This window comes from Aquidulcibacter paucihalophilus (assembly GCF_002105465.1).
Taxonomy (GTDB): Bacteria; Pseudomonadota; Alphaproteobacteria; order Caulobacterales; family Aquidulcibacteraceae; genus Aquidulcibacter; species Aquidulcibacter paucihalophilus.
Window position 1 is genome coordinate 43960 of sequence record NZ_NCSQ01000168.1, and the last position, 23235, is coordinate 67194.

Annotated in this window: 26 protein-coding genes; 9 read left to right on the forward strand and 17 right to left on the reverse strand. The window is 56.8% G+C overall.

What is annotated here, in order from left to right:
• Positions 1 to 4: 4 nt before the first annotated feature.
• Entirely contained in the window at positions 5 to 229 is a 225-nt protein-coding gene (locus B7364_RS14540) for a hypothetical protein (protein WP_085340763.1), read from the forward strand.
• Here the strand turns inward: B7364_RS14540 and dprA are convergent.
• From dprA to B7364_RS14590, 10 genes are all read right to left on the reverse strand, one after another.
• The gene (gene dprA / locus B7364_RS14545) at positions 192 to 1295 is read right to left on the reverse strand and encodes a DNA-processing protein DprA (protein WP_085340764.1); all 1104 of its coding nucleotides are present in this window, start codon (positions 1293 to 1295) and stop codon (positions 192 to 194) included. The two genes, B7364_RS14540 and dprA, sit on opposite strands and share 38 nt — an antisense overlap.
• A 2-nt stretch (positions 1296 to 1297) precedes the next feature.
• Positions 1298 to 1882, reverse strand: a complete 585-nt coding sequence (gene plsY, locus B7364_RS14550) for a glycerol-3-phosphate 1-O-acyltransferase PlsY (RefSeq protein ID WP_085340765.1) — start codon at positions 1880 to 1882, stop codon at positions 1298 to 1300.
• 33 nt (positions 1883 to 1915) lie between these two features.
• Positions 1916 to 3208, reverse strand: a complete 1293-nt coding sequence (gene pyrC / locus B7364_RS14555) for a dihydroorotase (RefSeq protein WP_232780925.1) — start codon at positions 3206 to 3208, stop codon at positions 1916 to 1918.
• Complete coding sequence (locus B7364_RS14560) at positions 3198 to 4172, reverse strand: aspartate carbamoyltransferase catalytic subunit (RefSeq protein WP_085340767.1); 975 nt, start codon at positions 4170 to 4172, stop codon at positions 3198 to 3200. Before B7364_RS14560 ends, pyrC begins: the two co-directional genes overlap by 11 nt.
• On the reverse strand, positions 4169 to 4789 hold the full coding sequence (locus B7364_RS14565; protein ID WP_085340768.1) for a class I SAM-dependent methyltransferase: 621 nt from the start codon (positions 4787 to 4789) through the stop codon (positions 4169 to 4171). Before B7364_RS14565 ends, B7364_RS14560 begins: the two co-directional genes overlap by 4 nt.
• 1 nt (position 4790) lies before the next feature.
• On the reverse strand, positions 4791 to 5264 hold the full coding sequence (locus B7364_RS14570; RefSeq protein WP_085340769.1) for an NUDIX domain-containing protein: 474 nt from the start codon (positions 5262 to 5264) through the stop codon (positions 4791 to 4793).
• A gap of 121 nt (positions 5265 to 5385) precedes the next feature.
• Positions 5386 to 7251 carry a DNA mismatch repair endonuclease MutL gene (gene mutL / locus B7364_RS14575; protein WP_085340770.1) on the reverse strand — a complete coding sequence of 622 codons (1866 nt, stop codon included), beginning with the start codon at positions 7249 to 7251 and terminating at the stop codon, positions 5386 to 5388.
• A gap of 78 nt (positions 7252 to 7329) precedes the next feature.
• Entirely contained in the window at positions 7330 to 7884 is a 555-nt protein-coding gene (locus B7364_RS14580; protein ID WP_085340771.1) for a DUF3035 domain-containing protein, read from the reverse strand.
• Positions 7885 to 7988: 104 nt separating this feature from the next.
• Positions 7989 to 8534 (reverse strand): signal peptidase II, encoded by a 546-nt coding sequence (gene lspA, locus B7364_RS14585; protein WP_085340772.1) that lies wholly within the window; start codon positions 8532 to 8534, stop codon positions 7989 to 7991.
• 67 nt (positions 8535 to 8601) lie between these two features.
• Complete coding sequence (locus B7364_RS14590) at positions 8602 to 9588, reverse strand: helix-turn-helix transcriptional regulator (protein WP_085340773.1); 987 nt, start codon at positions 9586 to 9588, stop codon at positions 8602 to 8604.
• Positions 9589 to 9672: 84 nt separating this feature from the next.
• Here B7364_RS14590 and argJ point away from each other — a divergent pair, with 84 nt between their 5' ends.
• From argJ to B7364_RS14605, 3 genes are all read left to right on the forward strand, one after another.
• Positions 9673 to 10905: a bifunctional glutamate N-acetyltransferase/amino-acid acetyltransferase ArgJ gene (gene argJ / locus B7364_RS14595; RefSeq protein ID WP_085340774.1), complete on the forward strand. Its 1233-nt coding sequence runs from the start codon at positions 9673 to 9675 to the stop codon at positions 10903 to 10905.
• A 73-nt stretch (positions 10906 to 10978) separates the two neighbouring features.
• Complete coding sequence (locus B7364_RS14600) at positions 10979 to 11395, forward strand: (deoxy)nucleoside triphosphate pyrophosphohydrolase (RefSeq protein ID WP_085340775.1); 417 nt, start codon at positions 10979 to 10981, stop codon at positions 11393 to 11395.
• Entirely contained in the window at positions 11392 to 11568 is a 177-nt protein-coding gene (locus tag B7364_RS14605; protein WP_085340776.1) for a Flp family type IVb pilin, read from the forward strand. Before B7364_RS14600 ends, B7364_RS14605 begins: the two co-directional genes overlap by 4 nt.
• Here the strand turns inward: B7364_RS14605 and B7364_RS14610 are convergent.
• Positions 11565 to 12488 carry a methyltransferase domain-containing protein gene (locus B7364_RS14610; RefSeq protein ID WP_085340777.1) on the reverse strand — a complete coding sequence of 308 codons (924 nt, stop codon included), beginning with the start codon at positions 12486 to 12488 and terminating at the stop codon, positions 11565 to 11567. The genes B7364_RS14605 and B7364_RS14610 overlap by 4 nt on opposite strands.
• Before the next feature lie 48 nt (positions 12489 to 12536).
• On the opposite strand from B7364_RS14610, the gene B7364_RS14615 reads away from it, so the two are divergent.
• Both B7364_RS14615 and B7364_RS14620 read left to right on the forward strand, forming a co-directional pair.
• Positions 12537 to 13322, forward strand: coding sequence for a ComF family protein (locus B7364_RS14615; protein ID WP_198534268.1), 786 nt, complete (start codon positions 12537 to 12539; stop codon positions 13320 to 13322).
• A complete protein-coding gene (locus tag B7364_RS14620) occupies positions 13315 to 14214 on the forward strand; it encodes a CPBP family intramembrane glutamic endopeptidase (RefSeq protein WP_085340778.1) in 900 nt (299 codons plus the stop codon). Before B7364_RS14615 ends, B7364_RS14620 begins: the two co-directional genes overlap by 8 nt.
• Here the strand turns inward: B7364_RS14620 and B7364_RS14625 are convergent.
• Positions 14136 to 15347, reverse strand: a complete 1212-nt coding sequence (locus B7364_RS14625) for a pseudouridine synthase (protein ID WP_085340779.1) — start codon at positions 15345 to 15347, stop codon at positions 14136 to 14138. The genes B7364_RS14620 and B7364_RS14625 overlap by 79 nt on opposite strands.
• Positions 15348 to 15543: 196 nt before the next feature.
• Here B7364_RS14625 and B7364_RS14630 point away from each other — a divergent pair, with 196 nt between their 5' ends.
• The gene (locus tag B7364_RS14630; protein WP_157893723.1) at positions 15544 to 16635 is read left to right on the forward strand and encodes an acyltransferase family protein; all 1092 of its coding nucleotides are present in this window, start codon (positions 15544 to 15546) and stop codon (positions 16633 to 16635) included.
• Between the two features lie 16 nt (positions 16636 to 16651).
• Here B7364_RS14630 and B7364_RS14635 read toward each other — a convergent pair whose 3' ends face one another.
• Positions 16652 to 17794 carry an RNA methyltransferase gene (locus B7364_RS14635; protein ID WP_085340781.1) on the reverse strand — a complete coding sequence of 381 codons (1143 nt, stop codon included), beginning with the start codon at positions 17792 to 17794 and terminating at the stop codon, positions 16652 to 16654.
• A 125-nt stretch (positions 17795 to 17919) separates the two neighbouring features.
• Between B7364_RS14635 and B7364_RS14640 the strand changes: the two genes are divergently transcribed.
• Entirely contained in the window at positions 17920 to 19134 is a 1215-nt protein-coding gene (locus B7364_RS14640; protein ID WP_085340782.1) for an NADP-dependent isocitrate dehydrogenase, read from the forward strand.
• Positions 19135 to 19426: 292 nt separating this feature from the next.
• Here B7364_RS14640 and B7364_RS14645 read toward each other — a convergent pair whose 3' ends face one another.
• On the reverse strand, positions 19427 to 19780 hold the full coding sequence (locus B7364_RS14645) for a DUF4345 family protein (protein WP_085340783.1): 354 nt from the start codon (positions 19778 to 19780) through the stop codon (positions 19427 to 19429).
• Positions 19781 to 19881: 101 nt separating this feature from the next.
• Here B7364_RS14645 and B7364_RS14650 point away from each other — a divergent pair, with 101 nt between their 5' ends.
• Positions 19882 to 20235 carry a winged helix-turn-helix transcriptional regulator gene (locus B7364_RS14650; protein ID WP_085340784.1) on the forward strand — a complete coding sequence of 118 codons (354 nt, stop codon included), beginning with the start codon at positions 19882 to 19884 and terminating at the stop codon, positions 20233 to 20235.
• A 27-nt stretch (positions 20236 to 20262) separates the two neighbouring features.
• Here B7364_RS14650 and B7364_RS14655 read toward each other — a convergent pair whose 3' ends face one another.
• The 3 genes from B7364_RS14655 to B7364_RS14665 form a co-directional block, all read right to left on the reverse strand.
• On the reverse strand, positions 20263 to 21195 hold the full coding sequence (locus B7364_RS14655) for a ribose-phosphate pyrophosphokinase (protein WP_085340785.1): 933 nt from the start codon (positions 21193 to 21195) through the stop codon (positions 20263 to 20265).
• Positions 21196 to 21299: 104 nt separating this feature from the next.
• Positions 21300 to 22127, reverse strand: coding sequence for a peptidoglycan editing factor PgeF (pgeF, locus tag B7364_RS14660; RefSeq protein WP_198534269.1), 828 nt, complete (start codon positions 22125 to 22127; stop codon positions 21300 to 21302).
• A 6-nt stretch (positions 22128 to 22133) separates the two neighbouring features.
• On the reverse strand, positions 22134 to 23231 hold the full coding sequence (locus B7364_RS14665) for a class I SAM-dependent methyltransferase (RefSeq protein ID WP_198534270.1): 1098 nt from the start codon (positions 23229 to 23231) through the stop codon (positions 22134 to 22136).
• Positions 23232 to 23235 lie beyond the last annotated feature (4 nt).

A 23235-nucleotide genomic window follows, 5' to 3' on the forward strand; every position in this document is an offset into this window, starting at 1 on the left:
AACCATGTCCACCGCGCAAAATCCTGTTTCAACTGCCTCTCCCACCGATCGGATCGCGGTGGCTGACTTCATTCGCAACCTTGCTCAAGAGCTGGAGCAATTGAGCGAAGATCACGATTTGGAAGCGGTGGCTGCTTGTTTGCGGGCCGCCGCGTCAGAGGCACGTCGCGCTAAAGAACGCGATCGATTGGTCAAACTAGGGCTGAAACCAAGCCGCCGGGCTGGATGATTGCCCGTCCGCTAAGCTCAAGCTCGACCACAATGGCTGCCAATGTGCGCCAAGGCAGGCCAGAGTCGGTTGCTAAATCAGCCAAGCTTACCGGTACAGGCGACAAGAGGGCAGCAATGCGGTCGATGTCGGCCTGCGTGAGATTAAGGCCCGTTTCTTCGTGCGTATAGCCGATAGGCTTATTCTCCTTAAGCCCCGCTCCACCTTGCAAGCAGGTGAGGACATCTTGCACACTGGCAACCAAATGTGCCCCATCCTTTATCAGACTATTGGGCCCCGCAGCCCTGGGGTCGAGGGGAGAGCCCGGTACCGCCATCACATCGCGGCCTTGCTCGGCGGCCAAACGGGCCGTGATAAGAGATCCTGAGCGGGCTTCTGCCTCCATCACCACAATACCTTGGCTGAGGCCAGAAATGATGCGGTTGCGCCGGGGAAAGTCGCGCGCATGGACTGTGGCATAAAGGGGGCTTTCAGATACCAAGAGCCCGCGCGCGGCAATCTCGTGATAGAGGCTTTCATGTTCGGGCGGATAGATATGGTCCAAGCCACCCGCCAAGACCGCAATTGTGCCGGATGTAAGGCTTGCACTATGGGCAGCCCCATCAATCCCGCGGGCCAGACCCGAGACAATAACATAGCCTGCCTGTCCAAGGCCGGTGGCAAATTCCCGTGCCAGACGTAAACCTGCCGCCGAAGCATTGCGGGCACCGACGATCCCCACCATTGGTTTATGCAACAGGCCCGTTTGTCCCAGGATGCTCATCACAGGCGGCGGCGGGGTGAGGGCAGCAAGTCCATGTGGAAAATCAGGTTCGCAAGCTGCAAGGATACGCCCACCAAGCGCTTGGGTTGCGGCGATTTCGTCCTCGGCTTGGTCGGCTGTGATGAGGTGGATTGGCTTGCCGCGCGCTTGCTTGACCAAGTCTGGCAGTGCCGAGAGCACCGCGCTGACCTGTCCATAGCGGGAGAGTAGGCCGAAAAAACTTACCGGACCTATTCCCTCACTGCGCGCTAATCTAACCCAATCCCGTCTTTCTTTATCGCTCAGCACATGCTGGGTTTGCATCTCTATTTTTTGCCAATTTTAGGCTCTTCACCTTTGATCAGACGGGCGAGATTTTCGCGGTGCCGGATCCATACCAATACAGACATGAAAAGCGTTGCTCCAACCCCAATGGGGCTGGCATGAAATGCCACTGCAATGAGTGGCGCGGCAGCAGACGCCACCAACGCACCTAATGACGAATACCGAAACACAAAGGCTGTGGCTAACCACAGGGCCGCAGCTAAAGTACCAACCGGCCAAATGCCAATCAACAAGGTGCCAAAGAAAGTTGCAACCCCTTTGCCGCCATTAAATTTCAACCAGATTGGAAAACAATGCCCCAATAAGGCGGCTGCACCGGCAATATAGCCTGCTTCTTGTGATAAATATTCCCGCGCCAAGATCAGGGCGAGTGCGGCTTTGGCGGCATCCAGGAATAGGGTTGCCAAGGCAACATCCTTGCGCCCCGTGCGCAAAACATTGGTTGCGCCAATATTGCCCGAACCGACTTGGCGAATATCGCCAAGACCTGCCAAACGGGTCAAGAGAAGACCAAATGGGATCGAGCCCAAAAGATAGCCCCCCACGATCGCAATCAGATAATCCATAGTCCCCCCAAGACGTTTAGAACCTGCGTGCGCCTAGTCGAGGGCACTGAAAACTTTTTTGCCAGCTACCCAAGTCGACAAGACCTTACCTTGCAAGGTCTGCCCATCATAGGGGGAATTGCGCGACTTCGAGATCATGCGGCTGGCGTCAAAGCGGATTGGGAAGCCCAAATCAACCAAAATCAAGTCGGCGGGAGCCCCAGCCGCAATCCGGCCTTGCGGCAGGCCGAGGATTTGCGCGGGCGCGGAGGTCATGGCTCGGATCAAATCCAAAAGCTCGATCAAGCCTTCATGATAAAGACTGAGGGCGGCAGGCAGAAGGGTTTCAAGTGCGCTGGCCCCAAAGGCAGCTTCATCAAAGGGCAAGCGTTTTTCTTCCGCAGGGCGCGGGTCATGGCCCGAGACAATCACATCCACAATCCCGGACTTAACCCCTTCAATCAACGCAAGGCGGTCTTGCTCGCTCCGCAGGGGCGGGGAGAGCTTCGCAAAGGTGCGGTAATCGCCCAGATCATTCTCGTTTAAGGTCAAATGGTGCACGCTGACCGAGGCGGTTACATCCAAGCCTTGCGCTTTGGCTGCGGCGATGCGCGGCAGGGTGGCTTCTGACGAAATCATGTCGAGAAGAAGCTTCGCGCCAGTCAATTCCGCTAATTGAATATCGCGATTGGCGGCGATGGTTTCGGCTGCACTGGAAATGCCCGCAAGTCCAAGGCGCGAGGAAAGCTCGCCCATATTCATCATGCCGCCCTCGCTTAAGAAGGCATCCTGTGGCCGCGAAGCCACTAGCGCATCAAAGGCAGAGGCATAAGACATGCAGCGCTGCATAGTCCGCGTGCTAACAATCGGGCGGTCACTATTGGTGAACATCACCGCACCGGCATCTGCCATCAAGCCAAGCTCAGCGATGCGCTCCCCCTTGAGGCCAACGGTTAGAGCCCCCGCCGCCAAAACGCGCGCGAGCGAGCGGTCACGACCGCGGCGGGTGATGAAGTCAACCAAAGCCGCATCATCAATGACGGTCTGGGTATCGGGTTGCAGCACCATGGTAGTAACCCCACCCGCCACCGCAGCCTTGCCAGCCGTGTTGAGGCTTTCCCGCTGCTCCTCGCCCGGTTCTCCGGTAGAGACATGCAAATCGATGAGGCCGGGCATTAAGGCGTGGCCGTCGCAATTCAGGATGATGGCATGGGACGGCGCGGCCACTTGAGGGCCGCTGGCAAGGATCAGATCACCTTGGACAAGCACCTCGCCAGGGCCATCAAATTGGCTTGCGGGGTCTACCAAACGGGCATTGATGAAATGATAGAGGGGCTCAGTCATCATAGGCCTCCTCATTGGCACCATGGCTGGCAAGGGCCTCCAGTACCGCCATGCGTACGGCAACCCCTGATTCCACTTGGTCGACGATCAGCGAGACCCGGGGGTCATCGGCAATATCAGAATCGATCTCCACCCCGCGGTTCATGGGGCCAGGATGCATAACTTTCACATGGGGGGCCGCCACGGCCAGTTTGCGCGCATCGAGGCCATAGAAACGGAAGTATTCCCGTGCTGAGGGCACATAAGCGCCATCCATCCGCTCTAGCTGCAAGCGCAGCATCATCACCACATCTACGCCAGCAAGCCCTTCGAGCATCGAGTGGTAAATCTCACAGCCCCAACGGTCGACATCAGCGGGCATCAGGGTTGGTGGCGCTATCAGGCGGACGCGCGCGCCCAGCATGGAAAGGAGAATAACGTTGGAGCGGGCAACGCGCGAGTGCAGCACATCGCCGCAAATCGCGACCACCAAGCCTTCGATATGGCCAAAGGAGCGCTTCAGCGTCAGGGCGTCCAACAAGGCTTGGGTAGGGTGTTCATGCGTGCCATCGCCGGCATTAATCACCGAACAACTGACTTTGCGCGCCAGCAATTGCGCGGCACCGGAGGCTGCATGGCGCAAGACTAGAATATCTGGACCCATGGCGTTTAAGGTCGCTGCCGTATCCAAAAGCGTTTCCCCCTTCGCAACCGAGGAGCTTTTGACCGCCATATTGACGGTATCTGCACTCATTCGCTTTCCGGCGAGCTCAAACGAGGCCTGCGTACGGGTTGAGTTCTCAAAGAAGAGATTGACGAGGGTGCGGCCCTTTAAGGTCGATAATTTCTTTTCCCGCGCTTGGGTGAAGGGCAAAAAGACTTCTGCACGCTCAATCAGTTCCAAGGCCTCAAGGCGATTGAGATCGCCAATTTGTAGCAGGTGGCGCTTGGTGAAAGGCGCGCGAGGTGGTGGACTATCGGGACTCATGTTGTGGCACGCCCCCAGACATTATAGCCCGCAAAGCGCGGGGTGTTTGGCAAATACATGTCATGAATTTCATGGCACACAAAGCCGCTGCTTTGCAGCATGGTTTGCGCATCTCGGGTAAGGTGACAGCCCCCTGCAATGGCCTTCCAAACCGGCTCGATCCGCCTTTGCAAGCGGGCCACTTCTGTATCTGGGGCAAGGCCATGTTCGCAAAAAAGGATTTGACCATCGGGCTTGAGAAGGCGCTTGGCTTCAGCCAAGGCCCCAGCATAGTCTGGGATCGTACATAGCGCATAGGTGAACAGGATCGTATCGGCGCAGGCATCTGGCAGGCCTGTGGCCTCGGCACCTGCGACAACTTCTTCGACCACAATGTCGGTCCGCCGCTCGGCGCGCTTCCAGGCGAGCATGCTGGCGGATGGTTCGACCGCAATGACTTTTTCAACCTTGCTGGCGTCAAGGAACGCCAAATTAGTGCCCGAGCCAAAGCCCATATCAACAACAACGCCTGTGGCACGCGGGATTAGTTTGGCCCTTTGCTTTGCGATAGGTTTTGCGCCACAGGCACAGCCAATGAAGCGCGGCAGAACAAAGCGTTCATAGAGCCCAAACAACATACTAGCGCCGTCCCCGTGCGCCGATCAATCGCTCGCGCACCCACAAGAGGATCGCCCAGCTATGGGCATCATGGCGGACCTTTTTCATCGCCTCATCAATCGTCACCCAAACCAATTCATGGTCTGGCTCAATCGGCGTGCCCTCGGTTGAAGTCAGTTCTACTTCGAAAAAGGCACAGAGCGAATTGGTTGGCACCCCGTCATTAATCCAGAATTGCCCAGCGCGGCATAATTGGCGAACAGGCCACACCGTCAGGCCGGTCTCTTCGTCAAATTCGCGCACGACCGCTTCAGCATCGCTCTCGCCCGACTCAACGCCGCCACCGGGCAAATCATAATGGAAACTGTGTGGGGTGCCGACTTTGACGAGGGCAATCTTCTCATCATTGCGGGTGCAAAGGCCGTAAACGCTGGGCCGCTCTTTATAGGTTTTGCCGTGTTCGGTGCGCCCGAACTGCATCGAAAAATGCGCCATAAAGGCCTCATAAGCTAGGATTGCAAAAGCGAAAAGCGGCCTCGGCAGATGGATCCTGTCTAGTCCTGCTTGCCCAATAGGTCGAGGGGGGGATGCATCGAAACACGCACCGTCAAGGCGACTATTTCCTGCCAAACAAGCGCTCAATATCGGTGAGCGATAGTTTCACAAAGGTTGGTCTGCCATGGTTGCATTGACCCGCGCGCGGGGTGCGTTCCATTTCGCGCAATAGGAAGTTCATTTCATCGCCGCTCAAGTGGCGACCCGCGCGGACTGAGCCGTGGCACGCCATCGTGGCCAGCACGTCATCAATCCGCTCCTTAAGGGAGAGGCCTTCATCATAGGCGGCCAAATCATCGGCCAAATCTTGCAGCAATTTTTGCGTATTCACTTTGCCCAAAATGGCAGGCGTTTCGGTGACCGCAATCGCCCCCCGACCGAAATTCTCAATTCCTAGGCCAAAGCGGGCAAACTCGTCTGCCCGCGCTACAAGGCGCTCGCAATCGGCTTCATCCATTTCAACAATTTCGGGGATCAGGCTGGGTTGGCGCGCGATGCCTTGGCCCTCCATCGCCGCCTTCATCCGCTCTAAGGTCAAGCGCTCATGGGCGGCATGCTGGTCGACAATCACCAGGCCATCAGAAGTCTCGGCAATGACATAGGTCGCGTGAAGTTGGGCTTTGGCTGCCCCTAAAGGATAGGACGTTTCATCGACAACAGGGACTTCTAAATCTGTTGGGGCCTCAAAACTTGTGCGCGCCATGGGTTCGGCAAAGCCCGCCAAAAGTGAGCCAGCTTCACGCCCGGCTTCAATCGCCCCAGCCGGTGGCTGATGGGGCAGGTGGCTTGGCCGGTACGGGCTTAGGGTCCCACCTCCGCCACCACGCGACCACGGCATCCCAAACCCGGTTTGGGTCCCCAGTGCCCCCAAAGTGGCCTGACCCAAGGCTTGCGGGCTTCGAATCCCACTTGACCCCAGTGCGTGGCGAAGCGCGCCGATCACCAGCCCGCGCACCAAGGCAGGGTCGCGGAATCGTACCTCAGTTTTAGCTGGGTGCACGTTCACATCGACCAGTTTCGGGTCCATTTCGAGGAAAAGTGCTAGAACCGGATGGCGGTCGCGGGCCAAAACATCTTGATACGCGGCCCGCGCTGCCCCCTTCAGAAGTGGGTCTTTCACCGGCCTGCCATTGACGAACAAATGCTGATGGCGGGCATCGCCACGCGCGGCAGTGGGCAGGCCTGCAAGGCCCGTCAGGCGCACTTCGGCGCGCTCGGTATCAATCACCAACGCATCGGCTGCCGCATCACGGCCCAAAATCGCTGCGACCCGGGCAGATCTTTGGCTAGCCGCATCGCCTCCCTCCGGCACTACTTTCAGCGCGGTCCGTCCATCGAGATCGAGTGTAAAGGCCACGTCTGGCCGCGATAAGGCCAAGCGCTTCACCATATCGGAAATGGCCAAGCTTTCTGATCGCGCCGATTTCATGAAATTCAAGCGGGCAGGGGTGGCGAAAAACAGGTCGCGCACTTCCACCCGCGTACCCGATCGATGATTGGGCCAAGGTGCAGGCATGGGTCCTTCTTGAACACCCCCGTCCACCCGCAAAGTCCAAGCTTGGTCGGCGTCCTTGGCACGCGAGGTAATGGCTAAGCGGGCAATGGCCCCAATCGAGGGCAAGGCTTCGCCACGAAAGCCCATGGTGACGATCGTGAGCAAGTCCAAATGCCCGTTTGCATCTGGGGCGAGTTTGGAAGTTGCGTGGCGTTCCACCGCCAAGCTTAACTGATCGCGTGGAATGCCGCACCCATCGTCTTCGACCAAGAGCCGGTTTATCCCGCCCTCTTCGGCGAGAATGCGAATAGAGCTTGCCCCCGCATCGAGCGCATTTTCTACCAGCTCTTTAACCGCTGCAGCGGGGCGCTCTATCACCTCGCCTGCGGCGATCTGGTTTATGGCATCTGGGGGAAGACGGGCAATCGTCATGACACGACTATGCGCTTTCTGGGCTGAGTCGACCAGATGAGGCTGCAAAGAGACTCGGTCTTTGCCAGTGGGTTTGGCCTACATGCCCGGCAGTTTGAAGCCGCGCGGCTTATTCTGCTGGATGCTGACGGGTTGACCACCCGTTGCATTGCGAATGGCCGATTTCTCAAGACGCAAACGCTCAGCCTCAGCCTCGGCCATCAAGGGGTCAGCCGGCTGGGTCGGTGTCGGTGCGACCAAGCCCATAATCCGGTCAGACAAACCCGTGGGTTTGCGCGCGACGCCTCCGGTTTCTTCGTCAATCACGGCGCGAATGCGGGGGTCTGCATTAGTGCCGCCTGCTTTCTCGACCAAAAGGCGCTCACCCTCAGACGCTGTTGCACCCAGTTGCACGCCAAACACAGCGCTGCGGGCCTGTAGGTCAGCGCGCAATTCCATCGGACGGGCCTCACCGGGGCGGGGTGGGCGCAGATTGAACTCGGGAGGAACGACCAATGGCGCTTTTGAGACAACCCGGAATTCATCAGGCGCGGTTTTCTCGCTGCCCAAGGCTTGGCGTACGCTGGTGCATCCGCCCAAAGCGATGACGGCCAAACCAGTGACGGCCATTAGGCTAGAATAGGATTTCTTCACAGCATCGCTCCATATCTCTCATACCGTCCGCGCCAGACCTTCATAGACGCAAGCTTGCCTGAAGGTCCAGATGTTCACGCCGCTAGCGGCCCATACTCATGCGGTCACTGGCTTTTTGAGCCAGAATTTTGTTTCGATTGTGGCGTATCTTCGGGGTTCATCAGCATATCAAGGGCCAACAAGATCGCGCCAATTGTAATCGCCGCATCAGCCACATTGAACACCCACGGAAAAAAGAAGCCCGAGAAGTCCAAGAAATCTGCCACTGCACCGAATCGAACCCGGTCGATCAAATTGCCAATCGCCCCGCCAATCACCAAAGCCAAAGCGATAAAGGTTTGTCTGCGTTGGGCTTTGAACAGCCAAACCGCAAAGATGGTTGCGATCACGCCGGACATGATCACCAAACCCCAACGCTGCCAGTCCGCATGGGCTTTCAGCGCACCAAAGCTGACCCCGTAATTCCATACCATGGTCAGATCAAAGATGGGGGAAATTTCAATCTTGCCGATCGTCAACAGGTCAAGATGGTTCAATACCCAATATTTGCTGGCTTGATCCAAGCTGAGGATCACAAGGATCAGCACAATGCCCCAAATGGGGGCTGGTGCGGCCGCTGGAAGCTTCGAGGCGGAGGGTGGCGTGGTCATGGGCGCTCTTTAATGTGTTTTGATCGGCCAAGGAAATGCAACAAACAGTGAGGGGATTTAAGGTTTGTCAGGATTGGATCATGGTGCCCGCAAGCTCTAGGGCATTGGCCATGGCCCGCTTCAATGCCGGTGGCTCAAGGATTTCAAGTTTCCCACCCCAGCGGAACAAGCTCCAAGCCAGTTCGTTCAAGCCACCGCCATGAAGATGGACCAGAAGGGCCCCATCGGCCTGAAGCTCAAATACTTGCTTGGGATGAAACACCCACCGGCTTGCTTCATCGGCAAAGTCGGGAAACACGCGCAGACACACATCGACAGTTTCTTCCTGATAGACGCCGAAAGACCGTTCCGAATAGGCCTGAAGATCAAAGCCATCGGGCGCACCCCCCGGCAGATCAAGCATGATGGGTTGGCCCATTCTGTCGATCCGCCACATGCGCGGCGCGATGGCCTCATCCACATGGGCTTCGCGCGCGATTAAATAGGCCTCGCCGCCAAATAAAATGCCATAGGGGATGAGATCGCGCTGGCGTGGACCACCCGAGCCACCGCTATAATGAACCCGCACTTGCTTGAGAGCCAAAAGCGCATCGCGCAACACTTGCAGAACGTCTTTATCCACGCTTGCCCGCGGTCCAGGTTGAACCGCGATGGCTTCAGCTTGCATCAAGGCTTCAATATCGGTGGCCAAGCGGCGCTTCACATTGGACTTGAGGGCGGAGAGCATTTTGGTCTCAAGGCTAGCCAAAGCACCAGCCGCTTGTGGATTGGTGCGCTCTAGCTGCTTTTGGCCAGTGGTCAGGGCTGCCAATTCTTCGCTGGTAGGGGCCAAAGTAAAGCTGTCTAGGCCCTTCGGCAGACGCCATCTTTTGGTTGGAGGATCAGAAATTTCCTCTAAATCCGGATACATCATCACCAATTGATCGCGCATACGTTCGATGGTGCGGCGCTTCACATCTAATTTCTCGGCCATTTCATCCAAGGTCAGGCCATACGTCGTTGCGGCCAAATGGCGGGCGAGTTCAACAAGTCGGGCAGATTTTTCGTGTCGCATGCCGCCTTCTCGCCCTGAATCTAGCTTCAGGTCAAACGCGAAAACGTGTCGACTTGTCGGGAGGCTGCGGTTAGAGCGATTGGCATGAAAAATCTGCCTATCTCCCCGCTCGCCCCTGCTGCCTTTCCAACCCTGCCGCCTGTTGCCGGCATGCGCGCATCGGCCAGCCGTATTGGGCTCTATGGCGGTACGCGCGATGATCTTTTGACGGTGGTTTTTCCCGATGGGGCCAGCGTTGCTGGTGCCTTCACCCGCAGCACAACCCGCTCTGCCGACGTCGAATGGTGTGCAGCTCAGGTAAAGAAGGGGCAGGCGCGGGCGCTTGTGGTCAATGCTGGCAATTCGAATGCATTTACGGGGCCTGCGGGCCTTGCCAAAAATGCAGCAACCGTGGCGCAAACCTGCCGCCTTGTTGGCTGTGAGCCGCATGAAGTTTTTCTGGCCGCGACCGGCGTGATTGGCGTGCCCTTGCCGGCACAAAGGGTGGCAGACGCCTTGCCGAACGCGTTTGAGGCCTTGGCCGCACCAGCGTGGGAAAGTCTCGCTCGCGCGGTTTCTACAACCGATACCTTCCCAAAGGGGGCTGGCACCACGCTCGACTTAGATGGAACGCGTGTGAATGTCGTAGGCTTGGCCAAAGGCTCGGGCATGATTGCACCCAATATGGCGACCATGCTGGTTTTCATCTTCACCGATGCCGCTGTCGCACCCAATATCTTGCAAACCATGGTCTCTGCCCATGTCGAGACGACCTTCAACGCCATCACGGTGGATAGCGATACATCGACCTCAGACACCCTCTTGGTATTTGCAACCGGCGCTAGCGGGGCAGCCCCGATTACAGAAGAGAAAGACCCTCGGGCAGCTCGTCTGTCGGAGGCGCTATACACTATTTTCCATGATCTGGCCTTACAAGTCGTGCGCGACGGCGAGGGGGCCCAAAAGCTGATCCAGATTGATGTGCAAGGTGCCGCCGACGACCTATCGGCCCGGACAATCGGGTTTGCGATTGCGAATTCGCCCTTGGTGAAGACGGCTATTGCTGGGGAAGATGCCAATTGGGGCCGGGTCATCATGGCGGTTGGTAAAGCCGGCGAACCAATCGCGATTGAGCGTCTGGCTGTGCGCTTTGGCGGACAATGGACAGCCAAGGAAGGCGGGGCTGTGCCCTATGATGCGGCCTTGGTGGATGCCCATATGAAAGGTCAACTCATCGACATCCTTGTCGATGTTGGTGTGGGAGACGGCCGTGCCCGCGTTTGGACCTGCGACCTAACCCACGGCTATATTTCTATTAATGGTGATTATCGGTCCTAATGTATTGGATTTGATCGCCCACTATCGGGATTATTTAATAATTGTGACTTATGTGTGGGGTGGGTAGGGGCTTATGCGACTTTTATTGGTAGCCGCAGCGGCTTTGGTGAATGGGAATGGTGCCGTGTTGTTAGCGCAACGACCAGAGGGAAAAAGTCTTGCTGGGCTCTGGGAGTTCCCGGGCGGCAAGATTGAGTCAGGCGAAAATCCAGAAGCTGCTCTGTGCCGTGAGTTGGCGGAAGAGCTGGGCCTTGACGTCAATCCCAAGGATCTTACGCCCTTGACCTTTGCCTCCCATACCTATGCGGATTTCCATCTGATGATGCCGCTTTGGACAACCCGTCATTGGCAGGGCGATCCCCAAGGGCGGGAAGGGCAGAGTTTAGCTTGGGTGCTGCCAGAGGACATGGAGTCCTACCCAATGCCAGAAGCGGATATTCCCTTAGTTCCGATTTTACGTGAGCATCTTAACCAGAGTCGCTTGTCATGATTTTAAAGAAACTCAAGAATCAGCGCGGCGCTACCGCAATTGAATATGGTCTGATTGCGGCCCTCATGATGATCGTGATGATCCCGGCCATGCAGATGGTCGGCGGCAACACCAATGGCATGTATGATCGCATTACCAATAAGATCGTTGAGGCAATGGCGACTGCCCGCTAGCCAGGTGGCTTCTCACCGGTCGGAATTTCACGTGTCCCCAGGGCATCTGCGAGGCGCATCTTGGCGCTTCCCCGCGCCAGCGGCTTTTGCTGGCTTTCATGGGGTGCCCATCCCGTCAGTGTAATCAACTCAAACGTCGCGCGCACTTTGCCATCTGGATCGGCATGATTGGCTTGATACAGGCCTGCCGCGCGCGCGATGATGCGCCGGGTCAATGGGTGCCTCGGCTTTTGAAAAAAGGCTGCGCTTTCCCCCATGGCTTGAATGTCTCGGAACAGGCCAAACAAATTGGTATAACGAACTGTCACCACATCGCTGTCGGCGACGGGTAAAGCGAAACCCGCCCGCTGCAATAAGTGCGCGCCATCTTGGGCATCGGCAAAGGGCGATACGCGCGCGGTCGCCTCGCCGTAAGACTCAGTCTCTGCCTCTGCCAAGCATGTCCGCAATTCCTGCAAGGTCCGCCCGCCCAAAAAGGTCACGAGCAACAGACCATCCGGGCGCAACGCTAGGCGGGTTTGGGCCATAAAGCCCGGCACATCATTAACCCAATGCAGGCCCAGTGTGGAGACGATCAAGTCCAAGCTCTGAGGGGCAAGGGGCATATGATCTTCATCGGCGAGGAAAGGCGCGCCTGGCCTTTGCCTCAGCATGGCGGGGCTGATGTCACATTCGGCGAGCGCGCCAATCTTGTCACAAAGATTGCGGTGGCGGGCAATCGCCTCTGCTAGAAACCCGCCGTGGGAGCCGATGTCGAGGGCTTGTTCAAATCGGCGATTGATAAAGTCCAACCGCTCGCACACATCAGCGACCGCGCGCTCTTTCAGAAAGGCGACCGAGCGATACCCACGCGCGGCGCGGTTACGCCGGATCGCTAAAAGCTTCCGATCAAACAACGGGGTTATGTTGGGGCTTTCCATGGCGATGAGTTTTGCGCTATTTCTGAAAAAAAGACCACAGGTAGAGAGATGATGGCACGATCTCAGCGGCTTTACCGTCTCGGAACTACACTTGCTGATCTGATTTGGCCACCGCGTTCGCTGCTATCGGATGCGCGGGTTGACCGCCTTGGAACCTTAGAAGCAGACCTATGGCGTGGTCTCGACTTTCTGTATGGCCCAGGCTGCGTCCGCTGCGGCTTTCCGTTGCCAGAAGCCACGGGGCCTGAAACCTTATGCCCAGTCTGTATCGCGCAGCCACCGGTTTATGGTCGGGCACGGGCTGCCTTAGCCTATGATGATCTATCAAAGCCCTTGGTGTTGTCACTCAAGCATGGCGGTCGCAAGGATGGGCTGCGTGCCTTTGCCAATTGGATGTTAGAGGCAGCGCCGTTTGTCTGGGAAGCGGACCAAATCTTGCCCGTTCCCTTGCATGGGTCACGTCTTTGGCAGCGCGGCTATAATCAAGCAGCTTGGTTGGCCCAAGCCTTAGCCAAACGCACTGCACGGCCTTATAACCCTCTTTTGGTGCAGCGAAAACGTAAGACACCCAGCCAAAATGGGCTGTCGGCCCGTGGTCGTAAACGCAATGTCGCAGGGGCGTTTCAGGTTACAAGGCCTGTCCAGGGACAGAGCTTTGTTCTTGTCGATGATGTGATGACGACTGGGGCAACTCTGGAAGCCTGCACGTCGGCATTGTTACGTGCGGGGGCTGCGCGGGTCGATTGCGTAGCCTTGGCACGGGTAGTGCGACCCACTAAGCTTGATCTCCCGACCGAGCCCGTTGGTCCGGCGGAGGAGGTGTTTCATGTCTGAAGAGTCCCCGGCCACCCCACGTCAGGCGGGTCATTTCTTGCACCTCATGCAAGGGAACCGGTCAAAGACATGGCGTACGCTTGCTGGTGGAATCGGTATATTTCTGATTTGGCAACTCACGCTGATCGTTCTGCCCTTGGTTTTTGAGCCTCTGCTGCGCATGTTGCTGCTCAAAGGTCAAGACTTCACCGCGAAGGACGAGGCGTTAGGGGCGCTTGGTTTAATGGTAGGCGGCTTTGGGCCCGCATTTCTTGCCCTGTTGGCGTGGCGCCACTATGTTGAAAAGGCCTCTGTTCGAACCTTATTTACCGGAGAGAGCCAGTTTCGGTGGCCGCTCGCCATAGCGGCAGCTTTAGCAATTGTCGCCTTCAGTTTTCTGAGCTCTGCGGCGTTTGCTCAGGAAAGCATGGGGCCGTTTGAGGAGCGGATCGCGAAGTTTTCGCCATCGGATTGGCTCTTATTGGCGGGGGTCTATTTGCTTGGGACCGTGGTGCAAGCCACGTTTGAAGAAATCTATATTCGCGGCTGGCTCTTGCAACATATCCATCGCTTCATCGCCCATGGCTTTGTTTCTGTTCTGGTAACGGCTGCAATCTTTTCCGTGCTACATATCGGCCATCCGGGTTGGGCAACCCAAGTGGTTGCCTTCGCCATGGGCTTCGCATTTGGCTATTCGGCTTGGCGCTTAAACGGCTTAGAGGCAGCCATTGGCGGCCATGTTGCCAACAACTTTATGAGCGCGCTTCTGCTGGGAACCATGGTCGGCGGCAATCCCGCAGAAATGGACCTGATGGAAGGGGTTGCTTATGCCCTCTATCTGCTGGGCTTTTTAGGCTTTGTGGAAGCTTGGGCGCGCTTTGGCCCATCGCCCGCCCGCCGAGGTGCCGCCTGAGGTTTGCCTTTGGTGGGGTACCCCGCGTCAAAGGGCTTTTTCTGCCCAGCTTTCGCTGTTCCAGCCCAATCGGATTTGCCCTTAGCTGGTGGTGCGCCTGCACCTGAGTGGGCGGCCCGACTTTTCGCTTTGCCCGCTTCGCGTCGCATGGTTTCTTCTTCCAGCAAGCTGATACGTGTTTTGGCAGACTTAGGCGGCGGCTTTGGTCCGCGCCGACCTGCTTTAACTGAGGCAGGGGCTTCCATAACAGGGCGCGCTGGACGGGCAGGTCTGTTGGAAAAGCGTGGCGGCAAATCCGGCATCAAAGCGCCCAACATTTCCTTCAAGGCGGACGGGGCCACTTCTTCCACGCTGCCCGGAGGCATTTTCCCCAATTGGAACGGACCATAGGAAACCCGGATCAGACGGTTCACTTTCAGGCCAATCGCTTCCAGAACGCGACGGACTTCGCGATTCTTGCCTTCGCGGATCGAGACTGTGATCCAGGCATTGGCGGTCTCGGCGCGGTCTAAAATGGCCTCCATCGGCCCATAGGTTATGCCATCTACGGTGATGCCATCGGCCAGTTTGGCCAATTCTTCTTGGCTGACCCGACCAAATGCACGCACACGATAGCGCCTGAGCCAGCCGGTTGACGGCAATTCTAGCGAGCGGGCCAAACCCCCATCATTAGTCAGAAGTAACAAGCCCTCAGAGCTCAAATCCAAGCGGCCAACCGAAATTACCCGCGGCAAATCCTCGGGCAAATGGTCAAACACGGTTTCGCGGCCCTGTGGGTCTTTGTGGGTGGTCACCAAGCCATCGGGCTTATGATAGCGCCAAAGACGGGTTGGTTCTGGGCTGTCAACTGGGCGGCCATCGACTGCGATCCGGTCTTGGGCCGTCACATTAAAGGCCGGGCTTTCCAGTACCACGCCATTCACGGTGATGCGGCCTTCCTCAATCCAACGTTCGGCCTCGCGACGCGAGCACAGGCCTGCGCGCGCCAAGGCTTTGGCGATCCGCTCACCGGGGCGTTCTACATTGATTTCGGCCGTAAGGGGTGGTGCTGCGTCTAGCGGCTTGCGTTGCCAAGGCTTGGCATCTTGCGCGCCTTTTTTGCGCGGGGAGTCGTCGCTTGGGTCAAATGTCATCGGTCATGCGCCTCGCAGCCCTCACGGGCGGCCTCGTGTTCGCTCCTGTGATTGCAGGAATTGCGTTGAAAGTCGAGTGAGACGCGCAATGACAGATCAAAATGATGTCAACGGCGGTTTTACACAGTCCTCTTATCGAAGTTACAAGATTAATGAATTAGTTTCGGGCATCCTTATTATCCATGCTAGGCACTTCATGCTTTATCCCGCAGATATACGCCCCTTAACAGGTTTACGCTTTGTCGCTGCATTTTGGCTCTTAATCTATTTTTTCTGGGAACGCTTTGATCTCGGTCCGCGCGACGCGATTGGCCTTGTCCAAGCAGGCAATTATGGGGTTGACCTGTTCTTCATTTTGTCAGGCTTTGTTTTGGCCCATGTTTATGGTCCCCAGGTGGAAGCAAAGACTTTTTCTTGGCGCAGTTTTGTTTGGGCGCGGCTGGCGCGCATTTACCCACTCCATCTGATTTGCTTGGCTGCGATGGTTGCCATTTGGGCGGCTGGTTCTTTGATGGGGGCTTCATTTAAGGCTTCTGCCTTTGTGGTTGAGCAAATCCCCTATCATTTGGCGTTGCTCCATGCTTGGGGCCTTGTAGCTTCAGATGGGTGGAACTTTCCATCGTGGTCGATTTCAGCCGAATGGTTTGCCTATCTGACTTTCCCGATCAGCTTTGGGATCGCAGCCTTGTTTGCCAAGCGGCCTTTGATCGGCATAGTCATTATGGCTGGGGTGTTCGCCGCTTTTGTTGCTTGGATGGCCCTGTATCAAATCGAGCTGATGAATATGACTTGGCAGGGCGGCATTGTGCGCATTGTGCCGTCTTTCGGTATGGGGATCGCCTTATGGCTTTTAGGTCGCAATTTGACCTTGCCCAAAGGCCTTGCAGGCTTAGGCGTGGCAATCAGTACCGTTTGGATTGTGATGGCAGCCGCTTGGGGGTGGCCCTCTTATTGGATCTGGCCGGGCCTTGCAGGTCTGGTTTTTTTCTTGGCAGAAACCTCCAAAACCAACCAAACCCCACTCTTGGCCTCTAAGACATGGGTTTATTTGGGCGAGATTTCCTTTGCGGCCTATATGGTCCATTTGCCTGTTGACATTGCCATGTATCAGATTGTTGAGCGCATGATGGGCGAGCCAAAAGGCACACTCGCACTGGTGATTGGCATTTTTGGCGTTGTGGCCAGCATTATCGCAGCAGCCATCTCCCATGCCCTGATTGAAAAGCCCGCCCGCAACTGGCTTCGCACCAATATCCCAAGCTTTATGGCTGGCAAATCAAAAGCCTAAGTGCTGCACATTTTTGTTAAGCGGCGAACGCCTGATAGGTGGCTTCTTGGATGCGGCCTTTGGACAGCTTCACCATCCAGACGCCCACTTGGACTCTTGGTCCGCGCACAAAGATGACGCCATCTTCGGCATCAAACACGCTGCTTAGATACTCAGCTTCGAGTGGGCCGAGGCCAATTTTAGCCGCGTCGGTCTCAAACTCCCGGCAGGCCGCTTGATCACCATGACGACGCGCTTTGATCCAAGCCTCCAGCTTGGCGCGCTGGGCTGCGGCATCGGTTTCAAGCGCCCGCCGGCGCGGCCCACCAGCCAAGGAGCGCAAGGCACCCCGGATCAAGCTGATTTCATTCATCGTGAATCGACCGCGCACAAAGGCGTTGCGCATGGTTTCCACCATGGTTCCTTTGCGGTCTTCTGGCCAGAAAAAGCGCGTCTCATCAAGATCTGCGACCCAATGTTCAAAGAAGCTTTCAAAAGCTGCGCGTGGAGCTGGCACTTTTTCTTCAATCATCCAGCCGGGTGGGGGGCCTTTTGCCTCTGATCCACTGGCCCATTCATAACAAAAGCAGGCCACCGATTGGGCAAGATTCAGACTGGGGAAACGGCCATCGACAGGAAACGTCACGAGGAGGTCCGCGCCAATAATCAGATCATTGTCGAGGCCAGAGCGTTCCGACCCAAATAGGATCACAGGCTTTTCGCCCGCTGCCATCGCTTCACGCATGCGGGCGACCGCTTCACGTGGTCCGATCAGCGGCTTATCGAGTTGGCGCGGGGTGCCAGTTGTCGCAATCACAAAAGTCTTTTCTGCCAAAGCCTCTTCGGCGGTCTCAACCACCTGTGCGCTTTCCAAAGGCCATTCAGCCCCGCTGGCCAGGGCCCACGCCTTTGGATTGGGCCAGACGTCGCGCGGCTTGACGAGAATCAGCTCCGAGAAGCCAAAATTGGCCATGGCCCGGGCCGTGGCACCAATATTCTCGCCCATTTGGGGATGGACAAGGCAAATGGTGGGGGCTTCGCCCCAACCAGGCAGGGCGGCTTGCTCAGCCTTTGACAGCGGCCCATTTGGACCAACGCCTACCGGGCGAGAGCCATCAAAAGCAGGCTTTGGTGGAGCCCAAGCGGTTGGCGCGGGGACTGGTTCTGCATCTTTACCCATTTTGTCGCTGTCACTCTTGTTGAAGACGTCTTTTCCGTGTCGCTGGAGGTGCTATAGCCCACCCAACCGATTTGCGGACACATCACTTGCAGGCCGCGACATTCGTGGACCAATAGGGGAAAAACATGGCGAAGATTAAAGTTGCTAATCCAGTTGTCGATCTTGATGGCGACGAAATGACCCGCATCATCTGGCAGATGATCAAAGACTTCTTGATCACGCCATATCTGGACCTTGAGATTGAATATTATGACTTGTCGATCGAGAATCGCGATGCGACCGACGACCAAGTCACCATCGATGCCGCTAAAGCCATTCAAAAGCATGGCGTGGGCATTAAATGCGCCACCATCACACCCGATGAAGCCCGCGTGGAAGAATTCAAGCTGAAGAAGATGTGGAAGTCGCCCAATGGCACCATCCGCAACATTCTGGGCGGGGTGGTGTTCCGCGAGCCCATCATTTGCTCCAACGTCCCCCGCTTGGTGCCAGGCTGGACCAAGCCCATCATCATTGGCCGTCATGCTTTCGCTGACCAATATAAAGCGACCGACTTTAAGGTCCCCGGCCCCGGCAAGCTCACCATCAAATTTGTTGGCGAAGACGGCCAGGTGATCGAGCATGAAGTCTTCGACTATCCCGGTGCGGGTGTGGCAATGGCCATGTATAATCTTGACGAGTCGATCCGCGACTTTGCTCATGCCAGCTTTGCCTTTGGTTTGGCGCGGCAATATCCGGTCTATCTATCGACCAAAAACACCATCATGAAAGCCTATGACGGCCGCTTCAAAGACATTTTCCAAGAAGTGTTTGATGAGCATTACGCCGCCCAATTCAAAGAATTGGGCCTTGTATATGAGCATCGCCTGATCGACGACATGGTGGCCTCGGCGATGAAATGGTCGGGTGGCTTTGTATGGGCGTGTAAGAATTATGATGGCGACGTGCAGTCCGACACGGTGGCCCAAGGCTTTGGGTCGCTCGGCCTCATGACCTCGGTTCTGATGACACCCGATGGCAAAGTGCTGGAATCCGAAGCCGCCCACGGCACCGTGACCCGTCACTATCGCCAGCATCAGCGCGGTGAGCAAACCTCCACCAATTCGATTGCCTCGATCTTTGCCTGGACCCGTGGCCTCGCCCACCGCGCCAAGCTGGATGACAATGCCCAACTCTTGAAGTTTGCTACCAAGCTGGAAGAAGTGGTGATTGCGACGGTGGAAGCAGGCCACATGACCAAGGACTTGGCCCTGCTGGTGGGTGATGAGCAATCCTGGCTGTCGACCGAAGGCTTCTTGAAGAAAGTCGCCGCCAATCTCGAAGCGGCCATGGCTGAGTAAGACGCTTTAGGCTCTTCCGGCAGGCCGAATAGTCTGCCGGGGGGCTTTAAGTGGAGATCTGCCACCGGCTAGGGTCGTGCACTTACCAGAAATCAACTTGATGATTTAAGGACTTTCTGGTAGGTTTTGGTTGAGTGCCTCGGGAAACGGTCACTGGGCCTAGACCCACACCCCTTGGGGACATGAGAAAGGCGGCTCCTTGTGGGCCGCCTTTGACTTTTGAGTAACCCTGCGATTTTTGCAACCTGAAAATGGTTTTCGATGCCTGCTTGGTTTCGAAGCGCAAGAGAGATTATGGCCGGATTGACAGCCCTACTAACAGCAGTGCGGCAATAAGGCATTCAAAGCCAACAGCGATCCAGTTCTTGGCTTCATGGCCTTGATCCATGAAAATCGAAATGACCCTGCCAATGGCCGCGCCCAGCCAACATAGCCCAACGGTCAGGAATGCCATGTCGTCTTGTGTGACCAAGGGCACCAATCCCAGAAAAATGAAGGTCACGCCAAGGGTTCCCCGAAACTCTGCACGTCCTGCGGGGGTGAGGGGAGAAAGACCTGTTAAAGCGGCGGCTCTTTTGGGAAAAAATAGCCCCAAACAGCCCATTAAGATCGTGATGATCGCGCCCAAGCTATTAAGTAAATCCACTGTCGTCTCCGGACTTCTATTGGGCAGAGAGGCTAGCCATGCGATAACCAAAATAACAGTACGCACTTTTTGGTGCCTATGAACTTTATGCCGGAGACTCCATGGAACTGCCACCTAATGTGCTGTCGCAAAGCTGTGCCTCGCGCCGATATCTGGCACTGGTTGCGAGTAAATGGTCGCTGCTGGTGATCAATGCCCTCGATGATGGACCCGCGCGCAATAGTTTCCTCATGCGTAAAGTGGGAGGCATTTCGCAAAAGATCCTGACGCAGACGCTACGTGACCTAGCGGCGGCAAGCCTTGTCAGCCGCGAGGATCATGGCACTTTACCACCCCATGTCACCTATCGGTTGACGCCGCTTGGCCAGTCTTTCCGGCGAGAAGTGCGGTCGCTGATTGCATGGGTGGAAGGCAATATGCCCGCTTTGCGAGGGGCGGAACCTGACCAACATTAGGTAAGGATTAGGCAGCTAACGCGGCCCCTAATCAAACAGTTTCGACACACTCTCTTCATTGGCGATGCGCCGGATGGCTTCCCCAATCAAAGGCGCGACCGAGACACAGCGGACTTTGCTGGATTTCGAGAATTTGTCGCCGTGATCGATAGAATTGGACACCACTAATTCTTTCAAGGCTGACGCATCAACCCGGTCAAAAGCACCTCCCGACATCACGCCATGGGCGACATAGGCCGAAACCGATGCTGCCCCCTTGTCCATCATGGCAGCAGCCGCATTGCATAGGGTACCTGCCGAATCCACAATATCGTCAAACAGGATGCAGGCCCGGCCCGAGACATCGCCGATGATGTTCATGACTTCGCTTTCGCCCGCCCGTTCACGACGTTTATCAACAATGGCAAGGTCCGCGCCCAAGCGATTGGCTAGGGCACGTGCGCGTACGACGCCGCCGACGTCTGGCGATACAATCATCAGGTCATCGGTCTTATAATTGCGGCGAATGTCTTGCTCCATCGTGTTGGTGATGAAGAGATTGTCGGTAGGAATATCAAAGAAACCTTGGATTTGGCCGGCGTGCAATTCCATGGTCAAGACGCGATCTGCGCCCGCTGTGGTGACGAGATTGGCGACCAACTTTGCAGAAATCGGGGTCCGACCGCCCGTTTTTCGGTCCTGCCTCGCATAGCCGAAATAGGGCAAAACGGCGGTAATACGGCGAGCCGAAGCGCGGCGCAGTGCGTCCATACAGATGAGCAATTCCATCAAATGGTCATTGGCGGGCGCGCTGGTTGATTGGATGATGAAGACGTCTTCGCCGCGCACATTTTCATCAATGGTTGCGAAAATCTCATTGTCTGCAAAGCGGCGAACCTGGGCGCGCGTCAGTGGCACATCGAGATAATCAGCGATGGAGGATGCCAAAGGCTGGTTAGCGTTGCCTGCAAGCAATTTCATGGTGATCAATCCCCGTCCCAAACGCCAATCGACGTCATGACGCGACGTGATTGCCTGAGCGGTCGATTAAGCAGAGAGCGCCCCGCGCGCAAGCCTTTGTGATGCTATCGGACGATACGAATGGCAGACAAATTTCGTCCGTAATCCGCTTCACCAGCCAGATTGCGACGGCGGTTCGAGAAGAAGTGCGATTCTTCCGCACACGTGTCATGCGGCAGCACATCAACTGCGCCTAAACCCGCGGCCCGTAAGCGGGCAGCGCAATAGCGCTTTAGGTCAAACAGCGAGCGATCGTCTCTGCCGGGAATGAAGAATCGCTCATTAGCTGGATCTGCTTGGATGAAGGTGGCCACAAATTCCGGGCCAACTTCATAGCTCGCTTGGGCAATACAAGGCCCGACAGCGGCCACGATGCGGGCAGGCGAACCGCCCAGCTTTACCATCTTGGCAATCGTGGCCTCCAAAATGCCGCCAATCGCGCCCTTCCAGCCGGCGTGGGCAGCAGCCACAATGCGCGCGGCAGGATCAGCAAACAAGATTGGCGCGCAATCGGCTGTTAAGACCGAAGGGGCGACCGAGGGACAACGCGTTACCAACGCATCGACTTGTGGGCGCTCGCCATGGAACGGCCCATCCACCATCAAGGCGTCTGCCCCATGGACTTGATAGGCGGACAATAAACGGTCGGGCGAGACGCCCATATGGCTGGCGATACGGCGACGATTTTCCGCCACATTGGCCGGATCATCGTTTGAGCCGGGCCCCGAGTTCAGGCTCTCATAAATGCCGGAGGAGACCCCACCCACGCGACCATAAAAGCCATGTTCGAACCCTGCCAATTGCGACAGCATGGCTGAGCGCACGGGGGCGAGTTCAAAGATAACGTCTTCAGATGGCAGGGTAGGGGAAGGGGGCGCGGCGACGTCTGACATGGTCGGTTAAAGTCCAATGGGTGGACCATGGGCAGTGTTGAGAGGAGACTCAAGGGCCACCACATGGAACAGCCCGCCCATATGCGCCTCTCCAATCAGTCTTTCCACACTGTGAGTCAGCTCAGATTCGCAGTGGGGGTTTGCACGAATGAGGGCATCGCGACGGGCTTCAATGCCAAGGCTTTGCAAAAACTCCCGCTGGGTTACCGGGCCCGAAGTGGCAAGACCGCTGGCTTTGGCCAAAGAAATCAGTGCTTTAAAATCGACATGGGCGGTAAGATCTGCTTCGCCCACATGGTCGAGTGGATGGACTTTTTGGTGGCGGTAGAGCGCTTGGAAGCTATCGCCCGGCTGCCCACGCCTATCCCCATAGTCAATCAGAAGGGCGCGGCCACAGCCGGTGTGCAGGCGCCGACTGAGGAGATCAACCAGCCCGGCAAGGCCTGGCGCTTCCTCTCGCACGGCACCTATGCCGTCATCTGGCTGTGCGCATGGGGGGGGCTTTGGCAGAAGCGGGCCTAGGCCAAAAGTCAGGCGACCCTCAGCATCGACCCCCACAAGTTTCTCATGCCAGCCTTGCTCTGCGCAGATATATTGGCGGATCGGCAAACAGTCGAGAAACTCATTGGCAAGGATGAAGCCGGCGCCAGGCGGCACGTCGTCAAGGCTTTGATGCCAGCGCGCGGGATGGCTACCTAGCGCGGTTTGTTGAGCTTCGCGCAGGCCGGGATTTGTTTCGACCAGATGGAGTTGCAGCGCAGCCATAAAGCCCGGTACGCGCTGGCATACGCGCAACATGTCGGCCATCAGGGTTCCCCGTCCCGGCCCCAATTCGATCAGTTGAAAGGGGGCTGGGCTACCGAGGTCCAGCCAGCTTTGCGCAACCCAAAGACCGATTAGCTCACCAAAAATCTGGCTGATCTCGGGACTGGTGATAAAGTCGCCGCGTGGGCCTAAGGGCAGGCGCGTGGCATAATAGCCCGCTTGGGGGTCATAAAGCGCGTGCGCCATGAAGGCATCGACGCTGATTGGGCCACAAGCCTTAATCATCGCGGCCAAGCGGGTTTCAAGCCCGGTAGGCGGTGGCCTCTCTGGCGTGCGCACCGCC

Coding starts and splice junctions, on each gene's coding strand:
- B7364_RS14605 (WP_085340776.1), top strand. CDS start 11,392: ATGATTTTAAAGAAACTCAAGAATCAGCGCGGCGCTACCGCAATTGAA.
- B7364_RS14615 (WP_198534268.1), top strand. CDS start 12,537: ATGATGGCACGATCTCAGCGGCTTTACCGTCTCGGAACTACACTTGCT.
- argJ (WP_085340774.1), top strand. CDS start 9,673: ATGAAAAATCTGCCTATCTCCCCGCTCGCCCCTGCTGCCTTTCCAACC.
- B7364_RS14640 (WP_085340782.1), top strand. CDS start 17,920: ATGGCGAAGATTAAAGTTGCTAATCCAGTTGTCGATCTTGATGGCGAC.
- B7364_RS14570 (WP_085340769.1), bottom strand. CDS start 5,264: ATGGCGCATTTTTCGATGCAGTTCGGGCGCACCGAACACGGCAAAACC.
- dprA (WP_085340764.1), bottom strand. CDS start 1,295: ATGCAAACCCAGCATGTGCTGAGCGATAAAGAAAGACGGGATTGGGTT.
- B7364_RS14620 (WP_085340778.1), top strand. CDS start 13,315: ATGTCTGAAGAGTCCCCGGCCACCCCACGTCAGGCGGGTCATTTCTTG.
- pyrC (WP_232780925.1), bottom strand. CDS start 3,208: ATGATGACTGAGCCCCTCTATCATTTCATCAATGCCCGTTTGGTAGAC.
- B7364_RS14560 (WP_085340767.1), bottom strand. CDS start 4,172: ATGAGTCCCGATAGTCCACCACCTCGCGCGCCTTTCACCAAGCGCCAC.
- B7364_RS14610 (WP_085340777.1), bottom strand. CDS start 12,488: ATGGAAAGCCCCAACATAACCCCGTTGTTTGATCGGAAGCTTTTAGCG.
- B7364_RS14565 (WP_085340768.1), bottom strand. CDS start 4,789: ATGTTGTTTGGGCTCTATGAACGCTTTGTTCTGCCGCGCTTCATTGGC.
- mutL (WP_085340770.1), bottom strand. CDS start 7,251: ATGACGATTGCCCGTCTTCCCCCAGATGCCATAAACCAGATCGCCGCA.
- plsY (WP_085340765.1), bottom strand. CDS start 1,882: ATGGATTATCTGATTGCGATCGTGGGGGGCTATCTTTTGGGCTCGATC.
- lspA (WP_085340772.1), bottom strand. CDS start 8,534: ATGACCACGCCACCCTCCGCCTCGAAGCTTCCAGCGGCCGCACCAGCC.
- B7364_RS14590 (WP_085340773.1), bottom strand. CDS start 9,588: ATGCGACACGAAAAATCTGCCCGACTTGTTGAACTCGCCCGCCATTTG.
- B7364_RS14600 (WP_085340775.1), top strand. CDS start 10,979: ATGCGACTTTTATTGGTAGCCGCAGCGGCTTTGGTGAATGGGAATGGT.
- B7364_RS14650 (WP_085340784.1), top strand. CDS start 19,882: ATGGAACTGCCACCTAATGTGCTGTCGCAAAGCTGTGCCTCGCGCCGA.
- B7364_RS14635 (WP_085340781.1), bottom strand. CDS start 17,794: ATGGGTAAAGATGCAGAACCAGTCCCCGCGCCAACCGCTTGGGCTCCA.
- B7364_RS14655 (WP_085340785.1), bottom strand. CDS start 21,195: ATGAAATTGCTTGCAGGCAACGCTAACCAGCCTTTGGCATCCTCCATC.
- pgeF (WP_198534269.1), bottom strand. CDS start 22,127: ATGTCAGACGTCGCCGCGCCCCCTTCCCCTACCCTGCCATCTGAAGAC.
- B7364_RS14540 (WP_085340763.1), top strand. CDS start 5: ATGTCCACCGCGCAAAATCCTGTTTCAACTGCCTCTCCCACCGATCGG.
- B7364_RS14630 (WP_157893723.1), top strand. CDS start 15,544: ATGCTTTATCCCGCAGATATACGCCCCTTAACAGGTTTACGCTTTGTC.
- B7364_RS14625 (WP_085340779.1), bottom strand. CDS start 15,347: ATGACATTTGACCCAAGCGACGACTCCCCGCGCAAAAAAGGCGCGCAA.